Raw genomic sequence first — 24,582 nt, 5'->3', positions numbered from 1 at the left:
GTTTTTGGAATGAGGTTAATTTAAGCGAAGAACCGCGTTTGAGCTTCTTCCGGAAGCTTTAAACCACTGACATGAGCGCGTTCCAAAAGCTGCCAGTAGTAACGGTAGGTTGCCCGGTCATGCAGTTCGCCTTCATATTGGATAGGTCCCCAATGATTGTCCTGTGCTGCTATCAGGATATTGGCTGCATCGTTAACTTCTGAGTAGTCCGGCTTCATGGCATCTACTATCGACTGGATTTGGGTTGGGTAAATACTCCACATCCGTAGGAAGCCAAACTCGTTACGAGCACGTTCAGCATCCTTGTATGTCTGGTAGGGATTTTTCAAATCCAAAGTGACATTGTGTGATGGGACAACACCATTCGCCAGTGCCGCCGCTGACATTTCAACCTTGGCTCGTGCAAGCAGTGGGTGTTCAAATTGGCCTGGACTTCTCATGCACGTAGCAGGGATGGCTCCCTGATGGCTGCTGACAAAATCCATCATTCCGAAGTCCAATACCTGAACCGTATCAATTTTGGCAATCTCCCATACTTCTCTCAGTGCACCATGAGTTTCAATCAGGACATGTACTGGGATTGAACGTTTTATTCCATTTTGCTGGCATAGAGACTTGATGTAATCGACCATTTCCTGAATATGAGCGGCACAGGTGGTTTTTGGAAGAGTAAAGTAGGTAACTATGTTGCCAATTTTTGGAATCAGAATATCAAGGTCAGCTTTCCAGTGGGGGTGCTGATAGTCGTGGATGCGAACGCCAGCCATTTTGTGCTTATTCTCATCGCTGGATAATACTGTGGCAATCATTTCGGCATGTTCTTTTTCTTTGCCCGCCTGCGCCCCATCTTCACAGTCACAAGTGATGTCAAATACTGGTCCAATGGTGTCCTGCATTTCGAGAGCTTTTCGGATTAATTTTTCGCTGCCGGCAAAGTGTTCACAGGTAGGAATGACTGGAAATGGCTTTTCGGCATCAAATAATGCATCTTTCGGATGGACCTTTGAACTCACTATATTCTCCTTATTTATCAATTAGATAACTTGTGTTGCAACCTATTGTCCAGGTGCGTTGTCCAATTAATACTAGCGCGGAGCGAATAAAATTCAAACAAAAATTTGAAATAATCGTTTGAATATGATTTATTTATGCAAAATAACTGGTCGGATTAGTTAAAATGATGCAAGAGCATTCTTTCTTGGAAAAAGTGGACGAACAGATAGTTTTAGGGGGCTTCTGGCCAGGGATTCAGTTGTATTATCCGCCAGTCAAATACTCTCCTGCAGATGGGGTCTATGAAACGATGGAGCAGGCTTCTGCGCGGATGAGAAAATACGCCCATAATACCAGTGCTCACACCTTACTTTTTGATTTAGAAGATGGTTGCCGCCAGAAGGCCATGAGCCGGGAGTTATTAAGACAGGAGCTTCCCTTATTCGAAAATAGAAACTTTCAAATCGCAGTTAGAATCAATCCATTCCGCACTGATGAATATGAAGAAGACTTGAAGCTGATTCGCGACATGTCAGACTTCATTGATGTCATTGTTTTAGCCAAAGCGGGAGAAGTGTATGGGGCCGCAGAGATTCGCGACTTGTCATCATGGTTAGTTGGCGTAAACACCAACATAGAAATTCAGCCAATCATTGAACATCCACGCTCGCTCAAAATCTCACCGGAATTGATGCAGTATTCAACGGTTCGACATGTGGTTTTTGGTATACACGATTTCTCCAAGGCCATGGCAATTCATTTGACTCCGGAGGGTTGGATTGATGAGCTTAAAACTTACCTGCGCATGCTATTACTTGAAGCTCGTATTGCGGGTAAAGGTGTGATTGGTGGTGTTGAAGTATTAATAAACAAAACGCCAATGCCTGAGAGTTATATTGAGCCGCATGATGTGCGTCGTTGGTTAGATTTACATGGAGAGAGAGAATCACATGTCGTCCATCAACACGCTTTGGTTGAGGCTCAAATGGGTCTTACCGGCAAGCAGGTTATCCATCCTTTTCATATTCACTTATGTAAAGTGGCATTCACACCATCGCCGTTACAGATTGAGCGTAACGTTAATATACTTCAGGCCGCAATTGATGCGGATGCTCTCTTAGGTGGAGCCATCAAGTTTGAAGGTGAAATGCTCGATCCGCCAATGTTTGGTAAGGCGCTACAGAGTTTGTTGCGTGCCTATGCATTAAAGTCATTAGATGAAAAAGATAAAGCATTTGCTTTAGATGTCTTGAAACGATTACCAGTTCATGTGATTCGTGAAAACTGGCCTTATGGAATGATTTAAGGACTATTATGAAATACTCCTTTGAGGAAATTGTTCATTTCGATCAGCAGAGCAATGAATGGCAGTGGCAATTACCAACCTACTTCAATATATGTGAAGCCTGTGTTGATCAGCATGCTGCAACAGATAAATCCAGTCAGGCTGCTTTAATCGTCGAAGATGAGGCGTTGGGAACAAGTCAGGTTACATACTCGCAACTTGGCCAGAAAACCTCACAGTTTGCTAATCTGCTACAGTCTTTATCACTTTCTAAAGATAATCGCATTTTAATTCGACTGCCAAATTCTCTGGAATATCCCATAGCTTTCTTTGGCACCATAAAATATTCGGCTATTGCTGTACCAACTTCAACTTTACTTTCAGCCAGTGAGGTATCCTATCTGGCTAATGATTCTCAGGCCAGTGTGCTGGTTACTCATAAAACCATGTGGCCCGAACTTGAAAATGACTTAAAGGATTCTTCAGTTCAGATCGTATTGCTTACTGGTGAGGGTGAGTTGCCACAGTCAAAACGTTTTAAGTTAATTGATTTTAATGAGGCACTCAATTTACAACCAACTGGATTTACTGGCCCAAAAACAGAATTAAATGATCCTGCTTATCTGGTTTATACATCAGGCACAACGGGTTATCCCAAAGGTGTGTTACATGCTCAGCGAGCTTTGCTAGGACGGTTACCAGCCAGTCGCTACTGGTTTGATTTTCAGGGTGGAGTATCTGAGCGAATCATGCATTCTGGTAAATTTAACTGGACCTATGTATTAGGCTCAGCCTTGATGGACCCTTTACTGCATGGTCATACCGTAATTGCCTATGAAGGGCACAATGATGCCCATACCTGGCCTAAGCTGATTCAAAAGCATGAATGCAGTATTTTTATCGGTGTGCCAACCATTTACCGACAGATCATTCAAAAAACGGATTACAGTGGAAGCGATCTCCCTTCGTTAAAACATTGCATGAGTGCTGGTGAGCACCTATCAGACGAAATGCAAACCTTATGGGAAGAACGCTTCAATGCACCCATATATGAAGCAATTGGTATGTCCGAAATATCCTATTATATCTCTCAGCATAAACAGGCTAAGGTAGTACCTGGAGCCGCAGGGTTTATTCAGCCGGGCCATAAGGTTGAGTTATTAAATGATCAGCTTGAGCCTGTGGCTAACGGCGAGGAGGGGATGATCTGTATTCGTGCCGATGATCCTGGTTTGTTTGTTTCCTATTGGAATCTTCCTGAAGAAACTGTAAAAGCTGTTCATGATGGTTGGTTTTTTACGGGTGATTATGCCAAGCGTGATGATCAGAATTACGTTTGGTTTCTGGGACGTAAAGATGACATTATCAATACTTTTGGTTTTCGGGTATCGCCACACGAAGTTGAACGTGTAATAAAGGCTCATCCTGAGGTGGCAGATTGCGTTGCTTTAGGTGAAGACGTTGGAAAAGACAAAACGCTGATAGTGGTATGTGTTATCCCAGAGCCTGATAACAATATAACCGAAGAGCAGATTTTAGATTACGGGCTACAAAAGTTAGCCAAATATAAAGCTCCCAAAAAAGTATATCTTGTGCGTGATTATCCGCGTACCAAAAATGGCAAAGTGCTTCGTAAGAAGTTATTGCAAAACCTCGAACAGTATTTAATCAAAAGTCACCAATGACCTAGACACTAATTTTCAAAGGATAAATGATGGAATCAACGCTGAATTATCGTCCTCGCAGAACTATGTTGTATGTTCCGACACATGTTGAACGTTATCTGGAAAAAGCCAGAGGATTAGCGGCTGACAGTGTTATCTTTGATTTGCAGGAGTCAGTGCCGCCTCAACATAAACAAACCGCACGCGATGGTTTGATCAAGGCATTTTCCCAGTCAAATGACTTTGAGTATTCAGAGCGGATAGTACGCGTTAATCCCCTTCATACCGAATGGGGCAAAGAAGATCTGGAAGCTATTAAAAATCTCGATATTGATGCGATATTACTTCCTCGGATCGAATCCGCTGACTCCCTGATTCAGTATATACAGCAAATCGATGCTATTCGATCGGATGAGCTTGATATCATGATTAATATCGAAAGCCCACTCGGAGTTCTGCATGCAGAAGAAATATGTGCAGCCAGTGATAGAGTGAGCTGTGTAGTGATGGGGGTGACAGACTTATCCAATGAGTTAAAAATTACTCAAACCAACGATCGTTCTGGTTTATTGACCAGTTTGTCATTGGTTGTTCTGGCGGCAAGAGCTTATAAAAAATGTGTCATAGATGGTCCGCATTTTGATTTGAAAAATATTCAGGCCTGCGAGTTTTCCTGCCGACAGGCTCGCGATCTAGGGTTTGATGGTAAGGCGGTCGTGCATCCTATCCAGTTGGCATATACCAACGATGCCTTCACTCCAAAACTGGACGACATTAATCGTGCTAAAGCGATTATTGCGGCAATCAATCAAGCCAATGAAGAAGGTCGCAATGTTGCAGTAATCGATGATCGCTTAATCGAGCCTTCTTTGAAAGAGTGGGCTGAGCGAGTTCTAACGCTATACAACACAGTAAAAGAGTTAGGTCAAAACGAGTTAATTGGGGCTAGCCGATAAGAATGATTTCAGGTAGTGTTTAAACAATAAGACAAACTAAAAAGCGACAGCACATGAATAAATCATCCGTCGGACGGTTCTTTGAAGACTTTTCTTTAGGGCAGCTTATTGAGCATCCCATTCCGCGCACCATTACAGAAGGTGATGCTAGTCTGTATATAGCCCTGACTGGTAGCCGTTTTAGTTTGTTTTCCAGCCATCACCTTGCGCGCAAAGTTGGTTTTGCTAAACCACCAGTTGATAACCTATTACTATTTCACATTGCCTTCGGTAAAACGGTTCAGGATATCTCTCTCAATGCAGTGGCTAATCTTGGCTATGCTGAGGTGCAGTTCGTACTGCCAGCGTTTATTGGCGATACCATTTCAGTGCTATCAGAAGTCATTGGTCTAAAGGAGAACTCGAACGGAAAGACTGGAATTGTTTACGTTCATTCTCGAGCTACCAATCAGGATGGTCATCTGGTGGCCAGCTGGAAGCGTTGGGTTATGGTACATAAGAAGCAAGAAGGTATGCAGAATACTTATGCTGTTCAACCACAGCTCAACTCAGAGGTTAGTCCTGCGCACCTTGCCATGCCCGATCAGTTTAATGCTGATAACTACAGCTACATTTCAAGTGGAGAAACATTTGTTTTCAAGGATTACCAGATAGGGGAGTGGATTGATCACATAGATGGTTTGACGATTGATTCAACTGAACACACCATGGCGACTAAGCTCTATCAGAACAATGCCAAAGTCCATTTTAACTATCATCAGATGCAGGACAGTCAGCATCAGCAGCGTCTGGTTTATGGTGGCCACATTATCTCGTTATGCCGCTCACTTTCACATAATGGCCTCGCTAACGCACAATGGCTAGCTGCGATTAATGGCGGTGCACACCTAAATCCTAGCTATGCAGGTAATACCATCTATGCGGCAACTCAGGTACAAAATAAATACGATCTTGGGTTTGGTATGGGTGCATTAAGATTAAAAACGATTGGTTTTAAAAATATTCAATGGTCCTCCATTAAAGAACAGGTTTGTTCAGCAAATAGTTCTAAAGACTACCCGGACAATGTTGTTCTTGATTTAGACTATACCGTTCTGATACCTAATCCAAAATAGCTTAATCATGTAGGCCTAATCAGGTCTTTGTGGTAAGTTGCGTTTTCTAATGGCTCTTTGCCTGAGCCACTATTTTAATACTGTATAGAGAGCATGATATGACGTTCGGTTTGGGCGAGCTGTTTGCACTATCGTCAGCTATCTGCTGGGCCACAGCAATTATATTATTCAAACACTCCGGTGAAACGCTCAGCGCCAGCGCACTCAATCTATTCAAAAATATTCTAGCAACATTCCTCTTAGTACCAACAGCGCTTTTTGTTGAGGGCATTCAATTTCCCCAGCTTGATGCCTATCAATGGACTATTGTTGCCATTAGCGGTTTTATTGGAATCGCTTTGTCTGACACCTGGTACTTCCTGGCGCTAAGAAAAGTGGGAGCCGGTAATACCGCCATTGTTTCCAGTCTTTACAGCCTGTTTGTCATAGTGCTGTCAGTTTTGTTCCTGAATGAAACACTGCATTGGACTCAGTTTATCGGCTTTTTGATGGTATTGATTGGCATCATTTTGGTTACCTGGCAGCGAAACAGGAAGAACGTTGATACCCCAGTACTTTGGCAGGGTCTTGCTCTCGCTGCAGGTGCTGTATTCCTGAATGCCGTTGGTGTGGTGATGGTAAAGAGAATTCTTGAAGGTGATGGCTTTTTCTGGATTATCAGTTTGCGACTGATCGGTGGAATTCTTGGCTCAATTGGACTTTTGTTAGTTAGCAGGAAACTTTTAAAGGTGATTCATGAAATAAAGCAGCCCAGAGATTGGCGAATATTGATTATTGCCAGTGTGCTCGGTACTTATATTTCGATGATTCTATGGCTTTCAGGCTATAAATACACGGATGCAATAATTGCATCCGTTTTAAATGAAACTTCGGTACTGTTTATTGTTTTATTTGCCTGGATTTTTCTTAAAGAAGAAGTCAGTCGTCGCAGACTTACTGGTGTTGTTTTAGCCTTCCTTGGCGTTTTGGTATTCGTTTATAACAGTGGTGGTCAGGGGTAATTATGTTTCAAGAGAGTAGGCTTCTTAATGAACCTGACCAACACGAACAATCTTCATGGCATTGGTACCGCCCAGTACGCCCATCGAGTCACCTTTAGTGATGATGACCAGATCGCCATCTTCCACAAAATTTCTCAGACGTAACTCTTCAACTGCTAATCGGTTAACATCATGCTTGGCCAGTACGGTTGGATCAAATTCGATGGCTTCAACACCGCGATAAAGCGCCACTTTACGAAGTGTCTGCTCGTTTCGACTTAATGCAAAAATTGGCATGCCGGAACGAATCCGCGATAACCATAAGGCCGTAGAGCCCGACTCGGTGAGTGCAACGATTGCCTTAACACCTTTGAGGTGATTGGCGGTATACATGGTTGCCATGGCAATCGCTTCATCAATCAGGTCAAACGACATCTCGTTACGGTGACGAGACATTCGAATCATGGATTGCTTTTCTGCCCCAAGGCAGACATTAGCCATTGCCTGAACGGTACGAGCAGGGTTATCGCCAGTTGCTGTTTCGGCACTAAGCATTACAGCATCAGTTCCATCCAGCACGGCATTAGCGACATCGAATACTTCTGCGCGCGTCGGAATAGGATTGTGGATCATGCTTTCCATCATTTGCGTTGCAGTAATCACTACGCGATTTAAAGCACGCGAACGCGAGATAATGTGTTTTTGTACGCCAATTAGCTGCGCATCGCCAATTTCAACGCCCAAGTCACCACGTGCTACCATGACGGCATCAGAGGCCATAATGATTGCATCAAGAATTTTGTCGTCATTAACGGTCTCAGCACGTTCAATTTTGGCAACGAGGTTACTGTTACCACCAGCTTTTTGTAGAAGCTTACGTGCTTCATGCATATCATCAGCACTTCTTGGGAACGATACTGCTAAATAATCGACGTGCATGGCTGCAGCAATTTTGATGTCAGCGCGATCTTTATCTGTCAGGGCAGGGGCGGAAAGACCACCTCCCAGCAAATTGATACCTTTGTTATTGCTCAGCACGCCACCAATGATCACTTCAGTCACAATTTCAGTTGACGTTAAACGCTTTACTTCTAGCTGGATTCGACCATCGTCGAGCATCAGGTGATTGCCTTCCTTTAAGTCAGAAGGAAGTTGCTTGTAATCAATGCCAACACGCTCTTCGTCACCAGCTTCTTTTTCCAGCTCTGAATCCAATATAAAAGTAGCGCCAACCTCTAAGTTGATTTTGCCTTTTTTAAATCGGGCGATGCGAATTTTTGGCCCCTGGAGATCGCCTAGTATGGCGACATATCGATTCATATCTCTTGATATACGACGGATTTGCTCTGCACGGTGAATATGATCCTTGGCTTCTCCATGTGAAAAGTTAAGGCGGAATACATTGGCACCAGCTTGAATTAATGAGCGAATGGTGTCGTCGGATTCTGTAGCGGGACCTAGGGTGGCAACTATTTTGGTGCGTTTAAACATATAATTTCTGCTCAGTTTTTGATCGATATGTTTGATAGGTTACAGTGTAAAGACAAGCTTAAGAAAAACAACACCATTGTAGTGAAAAAAGAGTAGGGCTGCTATTGATCAATATTAAGTTTTTATAAAATAGGTGTACATAAAAAAAGGGGCGCGATGCCCCTTTGCTGTATTGCTTGACGTCTTAATTATTTTCGTACGCTTCTTCCTTTTTGCTTAGACTTTTAGCATCACGACCAAGGAACCAGTCTTTGATACTGCCTAAGGTTACGTACAGGCAAGGTACCCAGATTAGCGTAATTACTGTAGCAAATACGATACCAAAGGCTAGTGAAACAGCCATTGGGATAACCAATTGCGCCTGCAAGCTGGTTTCTGTGGTAATTGGAAGCAAGCCAAAGAAGGTAGTGAGTGACGTTAGGATAATGGCGCGGAAACGTCTCGTACCAGCATTGATTGCTGCCTCAATTCGTGACATACCTTCTGCGCGAGCACGTCCGATGAAGTCCACCATCAATAAGCTATCGTTCACTACAACACCTGACAAGGCAATAATACCGAAGAAAGAGAACATGCTTAGATTGATGTCTAGCAGCAGGTGTCCGACCATGGCACCAATAATACCGAATGGAATGGCTGACATGACGACTACTGGTTTAATATACGACTTCAAAGGAATAGCCATTAAGCCGTAAATTAAAATCAACGCAATTAAACCGCCAATGCCTAATTCCTTGGTAAGTTTTTGCTGATCCTCACTTGGGCCGCCTGGCTCAAGTTTCACCGTAGGGTGTTGTGCCAAGATGCCAGGAATGACATTTTGCATCATATCTTGATGGATTTCTCCAGAAGTGATCGCAGCCTGAGGGCTGACATCTGCGCTAATGCGATTTGCACGAACGCCATCAATTCTAGAGATACGCGAAAAGCCTTCCTGCACATCATAATTAGCTACATCAGTGAAAGTTACGTATTCACCTGACGGAGTTCGGATAGGCATTTGCTCCAGATTACCAATAGAGCGGCGGTCTTCCAGAGGATAACGGACAAACACTTTAACTTCTTCATTGTCTCTCAAGAAACGCTGCGCTTCAGAGCCGTAGAAGGCATTACGAACTTGCTGAGAAAGAATTTGTGTACTCAATCCAAGGTTGTAACCGTGAGGTTTTACTTCAACCACGATTTCTTCTTTACCGCCGGAAAGGTTATCACTGATATCGTAAACACCGTCATATTCGGCAAGTTTTGCACGAATTTTTTCAGTCACGATTTGTAACTCTTCGATATCTGTACCAACCAGACGATAACCGACACCATCACCACCTGGGCCGCCGCCACCGCCGCCAAAACTGATTTCCTCGACTGCGGGTAGGGTGCCGACCTTATCGCGCCAGCGGTCGATCAGATCAAACTGGTTAATGGGTAAGTTTTCACTTTTAACCAGCTCAGTCCACATGTAAGCACCGGTATTTTCACGAGTCCACATAAAGGCGTGCTGGAATACACCAATACCATGCTCAGCTTCTACTTCGTTATGCAACTCATTGAGCTTATCCCAAACAATTTGCACATTGCTCATGGCTTGGTCAGCAGTAGCACCTTCAGCCATTTTGATTTCGACAAAGACGCCATCATTTGGAATGTTCGGGAACAAACTGGTTTTAACCCAGCCACTTCCGATAAAACCAATGGTGGTAATGAACAATAAACAAACAAAGGTTAAAATTGTCAGACCTCTGTAATTAAGGAAAGTCTCCAGCTTTGGCTTGTAAACATTATTAATAAAGCGTGATAAGAGATCTTTTACCTTAAGGCGGATAGCTCTGAAGAAACCTTTGACCGCTCGAAGTTTCGGGCTTTTGGTATCTTCCAGTTTGTTCAATTTCATATGAGCCAAGTGGGCCGGCAAAATAATCTTCGACTCAATTAACGAGAACATCAAACAGAACATTACCACCAAGCCCATGGATGCCATTGCATTACTCCAAGGCCCGCTGATTGCCAGCATTGGGTAAAACGCTGCAATGGTGGTTAAAACACCGAAGGTTGCAGGAAGGGCGACTCGCTTTGCCCCTTCGACAACGCTATCAATGCTATGGCCTTTTTCTTCAATCGACGCCCAGGCGCTTTCTGCAATGATGATCGCGTCATCGACCACGATCCCCAGCACCAGAATAAAGCCAAAGAGGGTGATCATGTTGATGGTCATGGCAAAACCGGGATACATGTACATCAGGGCAAAAGCACCCAGGAAGCACAACGGAATGCCAATCATTACCCAGAAGGCAAGTTTAAACCTTAAGAAGAGTGCTAGAACTATGAACACCAGAATAATACCGGCAAGCATATTCTTCTGCATCATCTCGAGACGACCTTTCAGGTAATAAGTACCATCGCCCCAGGCTTCGATTGAAATACCAGCTGGTAAAGTCGGAGTTTTCTTGTCTAGATAATCGTAGATTTGTTCAGCAATTAAAAGGTCATCAGACTCAAGAGATGAGCGGACCCTAAGGCTTACAGTGGGCTTACCATCAAAGCGTGACAAGAAGTTCCACTCAGCAAAACCATCGTCGATAGCTGCAATGTCTGCAAGCAATAAAGTTGTACCGTCAGGACGTGTGATTACCGGAATCTTCGCAAAGTCATAAGCATCGTAAGCCTGATTTTTGGTCCTTACCAGAATGTCACCACCAAGCGTTTTAATAGTACCGCTTGGTAAATCAAGAGAGTGGCTTCGTACTGCATTAGCAACGTCTTGAAGAGTTAATCCATATTTGCGCAATTGGTAATCGCTGACTTGAATGCCAACTTCGTAAGGGCGAGCACCTTCAACTTCAACCAAGCTGACGTTAGGTAGTGCCAGTAGCTCGTCTTTAATATCTTTTGCATACTCTTTCAGGGTGCGTTCATTGGCATCGCCAAATACATTTAAGCGCATAACCTGGCGTTGCATACGGTTTTCATAAATGACCGGACGTTCAGCAAGATCAGGTAAGTTAGGGATAGCATCGACCCTAACTTTTATCTCATCCATGACTTCAGAGACTTCATAGTTATCTTCAATTTCGATATTAATGCTTCCCATACCTTCAGAAGCAGTTGAAGTCACTTTTTTGATCCCTTCAATGTCCTTAATATTTTCTTCGATCAGGATAACAATGCCTTCTTCGACTTCTTGTGGAGCCGCTCCTGGATAAGGAACCTGAATACTTACTGAGTTAATAACAATATCAGGGAATACTTGTTGACGAAGGTGGCTAAGCCCAATAAATCCCGCAACAATGATGAAAATCATCAAAAGGTTCGCAGCAACAGAATTGCGTGCAAACCAGGAGATGATTCCGCTATGTGTATCGTATTGTTTGACCATCTGCGAATTCCTTATTGCTTAGCTGTATCAGCGCTGGTGTTAAGAGCGGTGTCATTGTTATTTGCAGTACTGGTTTTCGCCTGAGAGCCAACTTTCTGAACTTTCATACCGTTTACAGGGTTGTGAACCGGTGTCACGATAACTTCATCGCCAGATTGCAGACCGCTATCAATATAAATGGTATTTGCTTCAGTGCGCGCAAGAGTAACTTCTTGCAAACGAACTTCACTTTCATTTTCTAGAATTAAAACTGTATTACCAAAGTAAAGTGCCTGTCTTGGTAAGGCAATCAAACCTTCTCGTTCTTTACCGGCAATTTCGGCTCTTACGAAAGTACCAAAACGAAGTGGGGTGCTGTTATCTCTTTTGTTTTCCAGGTTGTATGGATCCGCAATTTGAGCAACCAGGTAAGTTAAACGGTTGGTTTGCTCAACAACACCTTCTGTGCGAACAAGTTTGCCAAACCAGATTTGTTCCTTGCCAGCATAGGTGCCAACTAAACGTACTGCAGGCTGTTGTTGAGGGTTGTCGATGTCTGGAACATCCAAGAAGGCAAGTTCCTGATCAGGAACAGGCAAGCGAACTTCTGCGTATTCTGTTCCATAGACTGTTGCAACCTGGCTTCCCACATTGACAAATTGACCTAGGCCAACCATTTTGCTTTGAATCAATGCATCAAAATTAGCTTTAACTTTTGTTCTGTCTAAATCACGACGTGCACGCATCAAGTCTGCTTCAGCTGACTGGACAGCCGCTTCGGCCTGTTTTAATTGAGGAAGTCTTAATACCAGATCGGAAGGCTCGCCTTTACCAATTTTTTTCCAGTCCTTACGCGCCTGTTCAGTTCTTGCTTTGGCGTCCTGGTAGGTTGCCTGTGCTTGAGCCAAAGCTGCTTCGGCACTACGCACATTAGCAACATAGTTAGCAGGGTCAATGGTGAAAAGGACTTCGCCTTTTTCAACAAAGGCGCCAACACGGAAATTATCCGAGACGTCTGTAATACGTCCACTGACTTCTGCAACCAGTGTTGAGTTCTCAACTGGAAGAACCGGTCCCTGGCTATCGACAATGAACTGAACATCCTGAGCTTCAACGGCCTTGGTATCAACCACAATAGCCTGAACGAATGGTTTCTTCTTCGGTGGCTCGGGCTTCATACTTACAAGGCCGACAATAATTACTATGGTTGCAATCAATATTGCTGAACCAACTAGGATTCTCTTGGTCATTATTTTTTCCCGCTTTCAAAAAATTTTAGGATTACTCCAACTCTTGGTCATTATAACGCTCGGCAATTTCCAGAGCCTAATGTTCAGTAATGACAAAAGGTTAACAAATGTTTCAATACTGTATTTTATAGGGTGAAGTGTGAAAAAAAGGTGCCCGGAGGCACCTTTTTACGTCTTTTAGATAGTAATTGGCTATGGAAGGTTTAGTTTGATAGTTAAATTTATTCCTCATTCAACCATTGATGTAACCAATTATTGACAACCTGATGCCATTGAATGCTGTTATTTGGTTTTAAAACCCAGTGATTTTCGTTTTCAAAAATCAACAATTGGCTAGGAATGTTTTGACGCTGAAGTGCAGTGAAAGTCGCCAGAGATTGAGTTTCAGGAACTCTATAGTCTTTACTGCCTTGTACCACCAGCATAGGAGTTTTCCAGTTTTTAACATAATGAACTGGGTTGTATTTTTCAAAGTTCTCGGGCTTATCAAAATAGGTGCCGCCATTTTCCCATTCAACAAACCATAACTCTTCGGTTGAGTAATACATCATACGGTTGTCGAAAATGCCGTCGTGGTTAACCAGACATTTAAATTGATCTGACCAATTACCGGCAATCCAATTGATCATATAACCGCCATAAGAAGCTCCCAGTGCGCAGGCATTGTCGGTATCAACAAAGTCATAGTTTGAGTCGATATAAGCCATGCCTTTTTGCAAGTCTTCCAGTGGCTTGCCACCCCAGTCGCCTGTAATTGAGTCAGTAAAGTCCTGGCCATAGCCGGTAGAGCCGTGGAAATCGATCATTACTGCGACAAAACCTTGGCCAGCATAGGTTTGTGGATTCCAGCGATAATGGAAGTGATCACCGAAACTGCCTTGTGGGCCACCATGAATCAAAAATGCGAGAGGGTAGTTTTTGTCTTCCTCAAAATCGACAGGCTTAACAATATAGCCATAAACCGTTTCATCGTTCCAGCCTTTGAAGCTGAACTGTTCATAGTCACCAAATTCAAGTTCAGACATGACGTCCTGATTAACTGCCGTTAGCTGACGTTTATTAGAACCATCAAGACCCATGACATATAAGTCTGCTGGTTTTTTCAGATCATCATACTGGTAAACAATTTTGTCTTGGCCAACATCGAAGGCAGCAACGTAACCTGTATCGGTTAATTGAGTATGCTGTTTGGTTTTCAGATCCAGTGACCAGATAACATTCTTACCGATATGGTTGCCGTACAAGAAAACCTGTTTGCCATCTTTACTGAACTTAAAGCCATAGAATGATCGATCCCAGTCTTTAGTGATGTTCTCAGTTTTACCAGTTTTTAAGTCGCGAATCTTAAGCTGACGACGATCAGCTTCAAAGCCTGGACGATCCATTGCCAGCCAGGCCAGTTTTTTACCATCTGGGCTGAATACCGGTTGGGTATCCCAGGCCAGGTTTTCCTTTGTCAGGTTCTTAACTTTGCCACCGGTGATTGAAACCTCATAAAGATCGAAGTTAGTCGAAGTAGGCTCTTTGTTATCGGCAATGCGTAAAGTGAAGATTACTTTTTGGCCATCAGGACTAATTGTGTATTCCTCATCACCACCAAAAGGACTCGAAGGAACATTGCCATTTAAGCTGTGAGAGAGGGGCGTAGCATCACTCAATGGCTCATCAGAGAGCTTCGCGCTGAACAGACGGCTTTGGGTACCGTCCAGCCAATGATCCCAATGGCGCACAAAGACTTTGTCATACAGTTTTCCTTCTTGTTTATTTTCGGCTGCAGCTTCCATTTTTTCTTTACTGCATACTAAGGTTTCACAATCTGGATAAACCGACGCACTGAAAACAATTCGATCATTCTTTGGTGAAAGGTGATAAGTACCAATACTTACAGGTAGGTCAGAAACCTGTTCGATATTGCCTGACTTAGCCGAGTGACGCCAAAGCTGATTGCTTCCACTGCGACTTGATAAGAAATAAAGGTAGTTGCCATCTGCAGACCATTTTGGGCTAGTATCAGAAGCAGGGTCAGTGGTAATTTGTTTGGGCGTATTTTCTCCAGTGGCAGTACTGACTGTGTAAATGTCATAAGTCCCTTTATCAGCCTCAAGGTCAGTGGTTCGTAGCATGTATGCCACTGTTTTGCCATCAGGAGAAAGAGTAGGAGAGGCCACCCTCTTCATAGTTACCATATCTTCCGCCGTGAATGGCTCAAAAGCCTGAGCTTCACCAGCATTGAATGCCAGTAAGCCTAATAATAAAAATAAAGGTTTCATGTCTGACTCTGTAATTTGTCTATGTGAGGTGGCCAAAACTATACTGAGCTTTTCGCGCTAAGTCGATAATTTGCATCAAAATTCAGTTGACAGTAACAAGCTCCATGCTAAAATGCGCGCCATTGTTTTGGGGCTATAGCTCAGCTGGGAGAGCGCTACACTGGCAGTGTAGAGGTCAGCGGTTCGATCCCGCTTAGCTCCACCAATTTTGACTTATTGCTTTGTTGGATGAATCGTCGTTTGCTAAAGCAAACTTCCTTATCATCCGTCTCGCACTAAGAACAAAATAAAGATACAAGTGAAAAACAGTAAGAATTGTGTCCCGTTCGTCTAGAGGCCTAGGACACCGCCCTTTCACGGCGGTAACAGGGGTTCGACTCCCCTACGGGATGCCACATTAAGAAAGCCCGACCTTCAGGTCGGGCTTTTTTTATGTCATCTGGAAAGGGCAGGAGAACCAGTTCGACAAGCACCATGGATGGTGCGAATGCAGAGTTTGCAGGAGCAAAACTCTGCGCCCTGAAGCGTCACCTAGATGTGCTGAGTACTCCCCTACGGACAGCCGACCGAAGGAAGTGCCTGTGGTGCAATGCTCCAGGCATTGTTGCTGCATTCCCCACATCCCTGTGGGTCAGTGCCATATAAACAAAACCCAGCCCTTGTGGCTGGTTTTTTTATATCTGTGTATTTTGTAGGGGAGCCCTTAAACACTTCGACGACCGCCATGGATGGCGGGAGTGCAGAATTTGCAAGGAGCAAAATTCTGCCTCCCCGTTCTTGATTTCGCTTGATTGTGCCAATTTCTTTGTTGTAGGGCTTTTTTTATGTCATTACGAAAGTGCAGGAGTTAGAGCAACGCTGGAGCGGTTGCCGATGAGCAAAACTCTGCCTTCCCAAAATTTACAGTTCTTTGTTATAGATACCTGATAATCTCTTCTAGTTAGCTGACTTCATACCAGCTGTATCTTTCTTAACCTATCTGATTGATAAATAGTCATTTTCAATGAAAAGAATAAAAAAACAAAAAAATCCTCATAATTTTTTTGACAAACGAGGGTAGGGGCATTATTATTGCGCCCGCGTTTGAGAGATACAGTTCTTAAACATTGCGTCCCGTTCGTCTAGAGGCCTAGGACACCGCCCTTTCACGGCGGTAACAGGGGTTCGACTCCCCTACGGGATGCCATATAAACAAAACCCAGCCCTTGTGGCTGGGTTTTTTTATATCTTGTCGAAAGTGAAGGAGAACCAGTTCAACGACAACCAATGATGGTTGAAGTGGCGAAACGCAAGGAGCAGTTATGGGCCTACCCGTTAGCTTTAGATCGTGGTACAGAAAACTTCCTTGGTTCGGTTCTTTATATGTCACTACGGAAGTATTAATAGCTGAAATAAAAAGCCCAGCACATGGCTGGGCTTTTTGTTCGCTGTTAGGTCTACGCAGTTTCTTCTGGCTCTTTATCAGAAGGCGCCATGAAAAATAAAACAGCACCAACTACTACTAAGCCACCGCGAATAGTCCAGGCAATATTGTCACCCCAGTTATTTATCCAGCCGAGAATTTTTAACTCATAATCAAAAAAGAACAGAGCGATTGAAGCTAAGCCCAAAATTGCTATAAAAGAACCTAAATTTTTCATAATAATTCCCCATATGTTGTGTCTTGTTGTATTGTTCAAGAAACAACCTACTTAATAACTGCACAAAAATCAATTGGTTAATTTAGTAGACGCGCTGTTATGTCTTTAGAAGTATCTGTATCTTAGCTATCTAAACTATTGAGTGGTGAACTCTTATAATGACAATAAAATGGTAATTATTAATTCATTTGAGGTTGCGGCAAATATGCTATAGTCGCTAACAATTATGAGTATGCATTCTAAGAGTAGTACAAAGATGTTAGACACATTAATTAATAGAGTTTCCTGCGGCAGGTTGAAGGCGCCAGCTCCTGGTAGAGAAGAAATGACCCAAGTATTTAAAGCTGCCTTACGGGCGCCAGATCACAAGCATTTAATGCCTTGGCAATACATTGTCTTCGAGGGTGAAAAGGCACTTAATGAACTTGGTGAGAAGTATCGCCTGGCAAGTATTTCCGAAGATCCTAATATTTCTTTGGATAAGCAGGAGCGTGCTTTGTCTTTGCCCCATCGCGCTCCTATGGTTGTAGTTGCGGTTGCAAAAGCACGTGGAAATGAAAAAGTTCCTCATGTTGAAGAAGTTCTTTCAACAGGAGCGGGTGTACAAAACCTTATACTGGGGTTGGATAGCTTAGGATATGGGGCCTACTGGAGAACGGGCCCGTTGGCGTTTAATGAGCACTTAAAGCCACTACTGGGGTTGGAGCATAGTGATACTATCGTTGGCTTTATCTATGTTGGGACGCCTGATATGGAGCTTAAAGCAAAGCCAATTCCTGAGGTCGATGACTTTGTAAGCTGGGCCTAATTTATTAAGAATAGTCTCGTAAGAAGTTTGTTGGGAAGGCTTAAAAGTCTTCCCATAATTTTGATTTTTTATCTTTATAATCTGGATTGTCCCGTTTTTCGTTTATTTCATCATATTTAGCTTTTTCAGCTCGGCGGGAAGGTGAGTCAGGCTTGATGGTTTCATCTAGCTCTTTAAGAAAGTCTGTGATTTCGCTGGTGTAGTTCTTTTTTGACATCACTTAGCCTCAGATTGGGTAAGACATTTTCTCTGGATAATTTGATACTAGCGTAAAGTATTAAAAAAGGCCACTGAAGTGGCCTTTAGCATTTTTAATACGCGATTAAAACTTAACGTTGTTTGGTACGCGGGGGAAGGGGATCACATCTCGAATGTTTTGAACACCGGTAACATAAGATACACAGCGATCAAAACCCAGACCAAAACCAGCGTGAGGTACGGTACCGTAACGACGCAGGTCGCGATACCACCAGTAATGTTCAGCCGGTAAGCCTATTTCTTCAATACGCTTATCAAGCACATCTAGACGCTCTTCACGCTGCGAACCACCAATGATCTCACCAATGCCCGGTGCTAATACGTCCATAGCGGCAACGGTTTTGCCATCGTCATTCATGCGCATGTAGAAGGCTTTTATATCCTTCGGATAGTTCATAACTACGGTTGGGCGGCCCACATACTCTTCAGCAATGTAACGTTCATGCTCAGATTGCAGGTCAATTCCCCACTCGACTGGGTAGTCGAATTTCTTGTCAGCCTTTTTCAGTACTTCAATTACGTCAGTGTAATCCATGCGCTCGAAGTTGTGATTGATGACATTTTCAAGACGGTTGATACAGTCCTTGTCGACACGCTGCTGGAAGAAGGCCATATCGTCGGCGCACTCGTCGAGAACTGCCTTAAATATGTACTTCATCATGGCTTCGGCCAAGTCTGCATTATCTGACAAGTTAGCAAATGCGATTTCTGGTTCCACCATCCAGAACTCGGCCAGATGACGACTGGTGTTCGAGTTTTCGGCACGGAAAGTTGGTCCGAAGGTGTAAACCTTGGACATTGCCATGCAGTAGGTTTCAACGTTCAGCTGACCAGAAACGGTTAAGAATGACTCTTTACCAAAGAAATCTTCACTGTAATCAATATTGCCTTTGTCATCTTTGGGCAGGTTAGTCATGTCCAGGGTGCTGACACGGAACATTTCACCTGCGCCTTCTGCGTCAGAAGCCGTGATGATTGGTGTGTGAATCCAGTAAAAACCTTGCTGGTGCATAAAACGGTGAATCGCCTGTGCCAAGCAGTTACGCACGCGTGTTACTGCACCAATCAAGTTAGTGCGTGCACGTAAGTGAGCATTTTCACGCAAGAATTCAACAGAGTGTGGTTTTGGCTGGATAGGGTAGGTATCAGGATCATCAACCCAGCCCAGCACTTCAACCGCTGTAGCCTGAATTTCGAAAGACTGGCCTTTACCCTGTGACTCTACCAGCTTTCCGGTTACTTTGACCGAACAGCCTGCAGTTAATTTAACGACTTCGGACTCATAATTAGCCACATTATTATCGACCACTGCCTGAATAGGATTAAAGCAGCTGCCATCGTGAATATTAACGAACGAAAGTCCAGCTTTCGAATCACGACGAGTACGTACCCAGCCTTGTACGGTGACTTGCTCACCGACGCCGGGTTTGCCCGCGAGGGCGTCGACAATAGATACTAACATGATAATAAGGCTCCGATTTACCTTCTATTTGAAATGAGAATATTTATTAATATTGGTGTTAAAACTTCTGTTTTCCTTCGAGTTTCAGACGAAGATTTACGGCTTTTTTCTGGTCATCTGTGAAAGTATGCCAGTTAAGCACCTCGTCGAATGTTCGACCACAACCACGACACACTTCATCACCTAAAACCGTACTACAGACGCCAATGCATGGCGAGGCAGTAGGACTTCTTTGGCCTTTGCTTGAAATGGACACGATTTCTCCTGCGAAACTCACGAAAAAACAAACGCCGTATGTTACCGTGACATGCGGTAGATGGCTAGTGCTAATCTTATATCAAAACTACTATATATTGTAACGATTGCTCACAATCTAACCCTTGTAATTATTGGGGCTGTCAGCTATCTTGCCGCTATTCTCAATTTGATGTGTATACCATGTTCCAACTAGACGAATCCCAAATTCAAGAGTATCGAAACGACAAACCTGAATACTATCGTCAGTTAGCGCTTCAATTAGATGCCTTATTGGCCGAAGACAGTAACTGGATAACCAATATGTCGCAAATGTCAGCCTTTATCTTCCAGATGCTGCCTGAGCTTAATTGGTCTGGTTTTTACCTGGTCAATCCTGAAAAGGCTGACAGCCTGATACTTGGTCCGTATCAGGGCAAGGTGGCCTGTGTTCACATTCCCTTTGGTCGTGGTGTCTGTGGAACGGCGGCTTCTACGCTTGAAACTCAGCTAGTTGAAGATGTTCATCAGTTTGCTGGTCACATAGCCTGTGATGCTGCTTCGCAAAGTGAAGTGGTGATTCCTGTAGTTGTTGATGGTGAACTGAAGGGCGTTCTGGATATTGATAGCCCAATCACTAATCGATTTGATCAGGAAGATGCTGATGGGTTGACAGCGTTGTTAGAAACCTTTATCAAGCGCACACAGTTCCCATAGAGGGTTATTTATGAGCATTCGTCCGTTTCATTTAGCCATTCCAGTCCATAATTTAGAGCAGGCCAGAGAGTTTTACGGCCGGGTACTGGGTTTTAGCGAAGGTCGCTCTAGTGATCATTGGATTGATTATGACTGCTATGGGCATCAGTTGGTGGCCCATCTTGATGAATCAATGGAGTCAGCAGACAAAGCTCATAACCAGGTTGATGGCCATGCCGTCCCAGTGCCGCATTTTGGCGTGGTTCTGGATATGGAAACCTGGCAGCAGCTGGCAGACCGATTAAAAGAGAAGGGCATACAATTTGCCATAGAGCCTTACATTCGCTTTAAGGGCCAACCCGGCGAACAGGCCACCATGTTCTTTTATGACCCCTCAGGCAACGCATTGGAATTTAAGGCTTTCAACGACTTAAGCCAGTTGTTCGCTAAATAGATTTAAATCAATAAAAAAGCAAAGCCTCGGCTTTGCTTTTTTATCTTCAATATTCTACTTATTACTTAATCTAAAAATTCATCGCCTTAATCACTTCTTCCGGCAACTCAGGCAGTGCTGAGCGTGGAATCAGGAAGGTCGTCAGGTTGAACAGGTCGCGAAAGAAACGGTTGTTCTGAGTGGTTTGACGAAGATAATCATGACCTGCCGAGCCACCTGTTCCTATCTTGGAGCCAATCATACGCAACACCATGGTGGTGTGGCGATAGCGCCAAGTGGTGAATTTCTCATCAATTTCAACCAATCCCTGCAACAATCTAAACGGACCATTGAGCATAGGCTGTTCACGATAAAGGTTAATGAACAGGGCACTTAGCGTTGCTTCCTGGCTCATGCGGAATCGCCCCTGAGTTTTGAGCTCGTCATACTTGTCTTTATCAAACAAGGCATCGAAAGTGGCGCGGGTATTTTCCAGGTCATTCAATTGGAAAGTTTTTTCTGCGTCACTAAGATAATCGGCTTCTTTCAATACCTTCTCATCATGATTGAGCATGGTTTCGACTGCTTCTTTGAAGATGTTCCAGAATTTAAAATCACCAAACTCAAGGAAAGGCATACGCTCCAGCCATTTTTCAACCGCATCAAATAATGAGGGTTTCTCTTCAAGATCCATTAAGTAATTGCGATCCTGTTCATTTAAGCGGCTGTAGAAAGACTTTTTGTCGAAGTTGATACGATATTCGGATTTCAGCCCAAGCAGAATTTCAATCTCTTTAAATTGAATGCTTTGAAAGCCTGAAGCCGGAATCAGGTAATCACGGAAGTCGAGAAAATCCAGCGGAGTCATGGTTTCCAAAATATCAATTTGGTCGACCAGAACATCCTGAATACGATGAACACGCTCCAGACGCAGGTTTACGGTACTGATTTTACTTTCGTCGACATGGCTTTGAGACAGAACGGGCAGGATGGAGTGAATTTCATGCAAAATTTGCTTAAACCATAATTCGTAGGCCTGATGGACGATGATGAAAAGGGTTTCATCATGGGCTTCGGCACCATACTTTTTGCTTTCTGGGTGCTGTGCGTCGAGTAATTTATCCAGCTGTAGATAGTCTGGGTAATAACAGGGTTTGGTATTTTTTTGCATGGTCCACCGCTTTTATTAAGAATGACAGGCTGTATCGCCTTGCTCTTTTTTTAACTGTTAAAGACTTTTATTTGGCAAATAAAAAGGAGCACTCGAAGTGCTCCTTTAAATTATAGACCTTTGAAAAAAATATTGTCAGCAATAATTTTTCAAAGTCAGGTGTTTGTTGCCCGATTAACGTTTATTGATATCCACGTAATCGCGCTCTGTGGCACCTGTATATAACTGACGAGGACGTCCGATGCGACGGTCATCTTCTCCAATCATTTCATGCCATTGAGATACCCAGCCTACAGTACGTGCTAAAGCGAAAATCACTGTAAACATATTGGTTGGGATACCCATGGCATCAAGTATAACGCCAGAGTAGAAGTCTACATTCGGGTAAAGCTTCTTCTCGATGAAGTATTCATCTTCAAGGGCAATTTTCTCAAGCTCAAGTGCAACCTTGAAGATTGGGTCATCATGCTTGCCCAGTAGATCCAATACTTCGTGAGCACTTTCACGCATAACTTTGGCACGTGGGTCAAAGTTTTTATAGACGCGGTGACCGAAGCCCATCAAGCGGAATGGGTCGTTCTTATCTTTAGCGCGCTCAATAAATTCAGGAATGCGGCTAACATCACCGATTTCACGCAACATGTTCAAGCAGGCTTCATTAGCACCACCATGCGCAGGGCCCCATAGGCAGGCAATACCGGATGCGATAGCAGCAAACGGGTTAGCGCCAGAAGAACCTGCAAGGCGAACTGTTGATGTAGATGCGTTTTGCTCGTGATCCGCATGAAGAATAAAGATACGATCCATTGCTTTGACTAATACTGGATCAGGTTTCCAGTCATTGGTAGGCATGCTGAACATCATATTCAGGAAGTTCTCAGCCAGGCTCATATCGTTATCAGGATAAACGAATGGGTGGCCAACGCTGTAGCGGTAACACATTGCAGCAATAGTAGGTACTTTCGCAATCAGGCGCAGGGCGCTGATATCACGGTGCTGAGGGTTATTGATATCCAATGAATCGTGGTAGAAGGCAGACAGTGCGCCAACTACAGAAACCATGATAGCCATCGGGTGGGCATCACGGCGGAAGCCATTGAAGAAGTTCATCATCTGTTGATGAACCATGGTGTGATTGTTAATTTTGGCAACGAAGTTTTCGTATTCTTCTTTGCTAGGTAATTCACCGTTTAATAGAAGGTAAGCAACTTCCTCAAAGTTTGACTGCTCGGCAAGCTGCTCAATTGGGTAACCACGATAGAGTAGTTGGCCCTTTTCTCCATCAATGTAAGTAATTTTAGATTCACAGGCACCAGTCGATACATAACCTGGGTCATAAGTGAAGTAGCCAGCTTTGCCTAACGCTCTTACGTCGATTACGTCTTTGCCCAGAGTAGGGGAAAGTACGGTCAAATCCAATTCTTCGCCATTGGGTAAGCTAAGTTTAGCTGTTTGTTGCGACATAAAGTCTCCTTTGGACTATAAATTGCTTACTTTTTACTCAATAAATCGAGTCTAATCTCAATCAGGTGGTGCATTCTACAAAATTTTGTCACATTTTACATGAGATATTTTTGTGACACTTGATGATGATCAATAAGATTTTGGCATATATAGGAAATCTATCGGGTTAATTAATTGTAATCACCGACAAGCACTTATATAATTTGCGTCCGAAACTTTGTATCACTACGGGGTTCCTGTCTGCAGCGTATTTCGGTCGCATTTCACGCACTCATGTAAGGCAGGACACAGAGACTCTCACGCCCTGGCGACCTGGGCAAAAATAGATAAGATACGTCGTGAATCAAAAGAGACCAACAAACCTGAATCTTGCAACGATAAGATTCCCTGTACCTGCAATTTCTTCAATTTTGCATCGTATTACAGGCGTCATATTATTCTTCGCTGTACCTATCCTTTTATGGATGCTACAAAAATCCTTCACACCAGCTGGCTTTAATGAGCTTAAGACCATGTTTGCCGAGTCATTCTTATGGCAGTTCGTTTTATGGGCCATCACTACCGCTGTTGCCTATCACGTTATTGCAGGTGTTCGTCACCTGTTAATGGATATGGGCATTGGTGAGTCGCTAGAAGGTGGCCGTCGTGGTGCCTGGCTGGTAATTATTCTATCTGCGATTGCTGCAGTCGTATTAGGAGTATGGGTATGGGCGTAGTAACAGCATCAACAAGCCTTGGTCGTTCGGGCCTGCATGACTGGATCATCCAGCGTGTGTCAGCAATTGTAATGTTGGCCTACGTAATTTTCCTTGGCTACTTCATTTGCACAACTCCTGACTTGTCATTCCCAGTATGGCAGGAGTTGTTTGCATCGACCTTTATGAAAGTTTTCTCGTTATTGGCATTATTGTCAGTAATCGGACATGCTTGGATTGGTCTGTGGATTGTGTCCACTGACTATATGCCAAAACTGGCAATTCGTTTTGTCTTCCAAGTACTTGTTATTCTCATCTGCCTGGCGCTGTTAGTGTGGGGCATTCAGATTTTGTGGAGCCTATAAAGC

Annotated in this window: 21 protein-coding genes and 3 tRNA genes; 13 read left to right on the top strand and 11 right to left on the bottom strand. The window is 43.6% G+C overall.

What is annotated here, in order from left to right; all coding sequences use genetic code 11:
* Positions 1-20 precede the first annotated feature (20 nt).
* Positions 21-1,013, bottom strand: coding sequence for an HpcH/HpaI aldolase/citrate lyase family protein (locus CW740_RS07385; RefSeq protein WP_106646911.1), 993 nt, complete (start codon positions 1,011-1,013; stop codon positions 21-23).
* Positions 1,014-1,177: 164 nt separating this feature from the next.
* Here CW740_RS07385 and CW740_RS07380 point away from each other — a divergent pair, with 164 nt between their 5' ends.
* The 5 genes from CW740_RS07380 (at position 1,178) to CW740_RS07360 (ending at position 7,014) form a co-directional block, all read left to right on the top strand.
* Positions 1,178-2,299, top strand: coding sequence for an HpcH/HpaI aldolase/citrate lyase family protein (locus tag CW740_RS07380; protein ID WP_106646910.1), 1,122 nt, complete (start codon positions 1,178-1,180; stop codon positions 2,297-2,299).
* Positions 2,300-2,307: 8 nt separating this feature from the next.
* On the top strand, positions 2,308-3,963 hold the full coding sequence (locus tag CW740_RS07375) for an acyl-CoA synthetase (RefSeq protein WP_106646909.1): 1,656 nt from the start codon (positions 2,308-2,310) through the stop codon (positions 3,961-3,963).
* A 29-nt stretch (positions 3,964-3,992) separates the two neighbouring features.
* Complete coding sequence (locus CW740_RS07370; protein ID WP_106646908.1) at positions 3,993-4,898, top strand: HpcH/HpaI aldolase/citrate lyase family protein; 906 nt, start codon at positions 3,993-3,995, stop codon at positions 4,896-4,898.
* 53 nt (positions 4,899-4,951) lie between these two features.
* A complete protein-coding gene (locus tag CW740_RS07365) occupies positions 4,952-6,013 on the top strand; it encodes a MaoC family dehydratase (RefSeq protein ID WP_106646907.1) in 1,062 nt (353 codons plus the stop codon).
* 98 nt (positions 6,014-6,111) lie between these two features.
* Positions 6,112-7,014 carry a DMT family transporter gene (locus tag CW740_RS07360; RefSeq protein ID WP_106646906.1) on the top strand — a complete coding sequence of 301 codons (903 nt, stop codon included), beginning with the start codon at positions 6,112-6,114 and terminating at the stop codon, positions 7,012-7,014.
* A gap of 24 nt (positions 7,015-7,038) precedes the next feature.
* Here the strand turns inward: CW740_RS07360 and pyk are convergent, their stop codons facing one another.
* From pyk to CW740_RS07340, 4 genes are all read right to left on the bottom strand, one after another.
* Entirely contained in the window at positions 7,039-8,484 is a 1,446-nt protein-coding gene (pyk, locus tag CW740_RS07355) for a pyruvate kinase (RefSeq protein WP_106646905.1), read from the bottom strand.
* A gap of 184 nt (positions 8,485-8,668) precedes the next feature.
* Positions 8,669-11,854 (bottom strand): efflux RND transporter permease subunit, encoded by a 3,186-nt coding sequence (locus CW740_RS07350; protein ID WP_106646904.1) that lies wholly within the window; start codon positions 11,852-11,854, stop codon positions 8,669-8,671.
* A gap of 11 nt (positions 11,855-11,865) precedes the next feature.
* On the bottom strand, positions 11,866-13,083 hold the full coding sequence (locus CW740_RS07345) for an efflux RND transporter periplasmic adaptor subunit (RefSeq protein ID WP_106646903.1): 1,218 nt from the start codon (positions 13,081-13,083) through the stop codon (positions 11,866-11,868).
* Positions 13,084-13,304: 221 nt separating this feature from the next.
* Positions 13,305-15,353, bottom strand: a complete 2,049-nt coding sequence (locus tag CW740_RS07340) for an alpha/beta hydrolase family protein (protein ID WP_106646902.1) — start codon at positions 15,351-15,353, stop codon at positions 13,305-13,307.
* Positions 15,354-15,482: 129 nt separating this feature from the next.
* Here CW740_RS07340 and CW740_RS07335 point away from each other — a divergent pair.
* The 3 genes from CW740_RS07335 (at position 15,483) to CW740_RS07325 (ending at position 16,539) form a co-directional block, all read left to right on the top strand.
* Positions 15,483-15,558, top strand: a tRNA-Ala gene (locus CW740_RS07335).
* Positions 15,559-15,672: 114 nt separating this feature from the next.
* Positions 15,673-15,748, top strand: a tRNA-Glu gene (locus CW740_RS07330).
* A gap of 715 nt (positions 15,749-16,463) precedes the next feature.
* Positions 16,464-16,539 (top strand) — tRNA-Glu (locus tag CW740_RS07325).
* Positions 16,540-16,789: 250 nt separating this feature from the next.
* Here CW740_RS07325 and CW740_RS07320 read toward each other — a convergent pair.
* A complete protein-coding gene (locus CW740_RS07320) occupies positions 16,790-16,993 on the bottom strand; it encodes a hypothetical protein (protein WP_106646901.1) in 204 nt (67 codons plus the stop codon).
* A gap of 226 nt (positions 16,994-17,219) precedes the next feature.
* Here CW740_RS07320 and CW740_RS07315 point away from each other — a divergent pair, with 226 nt between their 5' ends.
* Positions 17,220-17,801, top strand: coding sequence for a nitroreductase family protein (locus tag CW740_RS07315; RefSeq protein WP_319823268.1), 582 nt, complete (start codon positions 17,220-17,222; stop codon positions 17,799-17,801).
* A 40-nt stretch (positions 17,802-17,841) separates the two neighbouring features.
* On the opposite strand, the gene CW740_RS12530 is transcribed toward CW740_RS07315, so the two are convergent.
* From CW740_RS12530 to CW740_RS07305, 3 genes are all read right to left on the bottom strand, one after another.
* Positions 17,842-18,018, bottom strand: coding sequence for a CBU_0585 family protein (locus CW740_RS12530; RefSeq protein ID WP_188459683.1), 177 nt, complete (start codon positions 18,016-18,018; stop codon positions 17,842-17,844).
* 105 nt (positions 18,019-18,123) lie between these two features.
* Positions 18,124-19,521, bottom strand: coding sequence for an asparagine--tRNA ligase (gene asnS, locus CW740_RS07310; protein ID WP_106646899.1), 1,398 nt, complete (start codon positions 19,519-19,521; stop codon positions 18,124-18,126).
* Positions 19,522-19,579: 58 nt separating this feature from the next.
* The gene (locus CW740_RS07305) at positions 19,580-19,777 is read right to left on the bottom strand and encodes a DUF1289 domain-containing protein (protein WP_018624670.1); all 198 of its coding nucleotides are present in this window, start codon (positions 19,775-19,777) and stop codon (positions 19,580-19,582) included.
* 182 nt (positions 19,778-19,959) lie between these two features.
* On the opposite strand from CW740_RS07305, the gene CW740_RS07300 reads away from it, so the two are divergent.
* Both CW740_RS07300 and CW740_RS07295 read left to right on the top strand, forming a co-directional pair.
* Positions 19,960-20,472: a GAF domain-containing protein gene (locus tag CW740_RS07300; protein WP_106646898.1), complete on the top strand. Its 513-nt coding sequence runs from the start codon at positions 19,960-19,962 to the stop codon at positions 20,470-20,472.
* Between the two features lie 10 nt (positions 20,473-20,482).
* A complete protein-coding gene (locus CW740_RS07295; protein WP_106646897.1) occupies positions 20,483-20,905 on the top strand; it encodes a VOC family protein in 423 nt (140 codons plus the stop codon).
* 70 nt (positions 20,906-20,975) lie between these two features.
* Here CW740_RS07295 and CW740_RS07290 read toward each other — a convergent pair whose 3' ends face one another.
* Entirely contained in the window at positions 20,976-22,055 is a 1,080-nt protein-coding gene (locus tag CW740_RS07290; RefSeq protein ID WP_106646896.1) for a tryptophan 2,3-dioxygenase family protein, read from the bottom strand.
* Positions 22,056-22,229: 174 nt separating this feature from the next.
* Entirely contained in the window at positions 22,230-23,519 is a 1,290-nt protein-coding gene (gene gltA, locus CW740_RS07285; RefSeq protein ID WP_018624674.1) for a citrate synthase, read from the bottom strand.
* A 338-nt stretch (positions 23,520-23,857) separates the two neighbouring features.
* Here gltA and sdhC point away from each other — a divergent pair, with 338 nt between their 5' ends.
* On the top strand, positions 23,858-24,235 hold the full coding sequence (gene sdhC, locus CW740_RS07280; protein ID WP_106646895.1) for a succinate dehydrogenase, cytochrome b556 subunit: 378 nt from the start codon (positions 23,858-23,860) through the stop codon (positions 24,233-24,235).
* Positions 24,226-24,579, top strand: coding sequence for a succinate dehydrogenase, hydrophobic membrane anchor protein (gene sdhD / locus CW740_RS07275; RefSeq protein ID WP_106646894.1), 354 nt, complete (start codon positions 24,226-24,228; stop codon positions 24,577-24,579). The genes sdhC and sdhD overlap by 10 nt, the downstream gene beginning before the upstream one ends.
* The last annotated feature ends 3 nt before the right edge of the window (positions 24,580-24,582 follow it).

It is taken from the genome of Kangiella profundi, assembly GCF_002838765.1.
GTDB classification, from domain to species: domain Bacteria; phylum Pseudomonadota; class Gammaproteobacteria; order Enterobacterales; family Kangiellaceae; genus Kangiella; species Kangiella profundi.
This window is presented reverse-complemented; position numbering and strand designations above follow the sequence as displayed.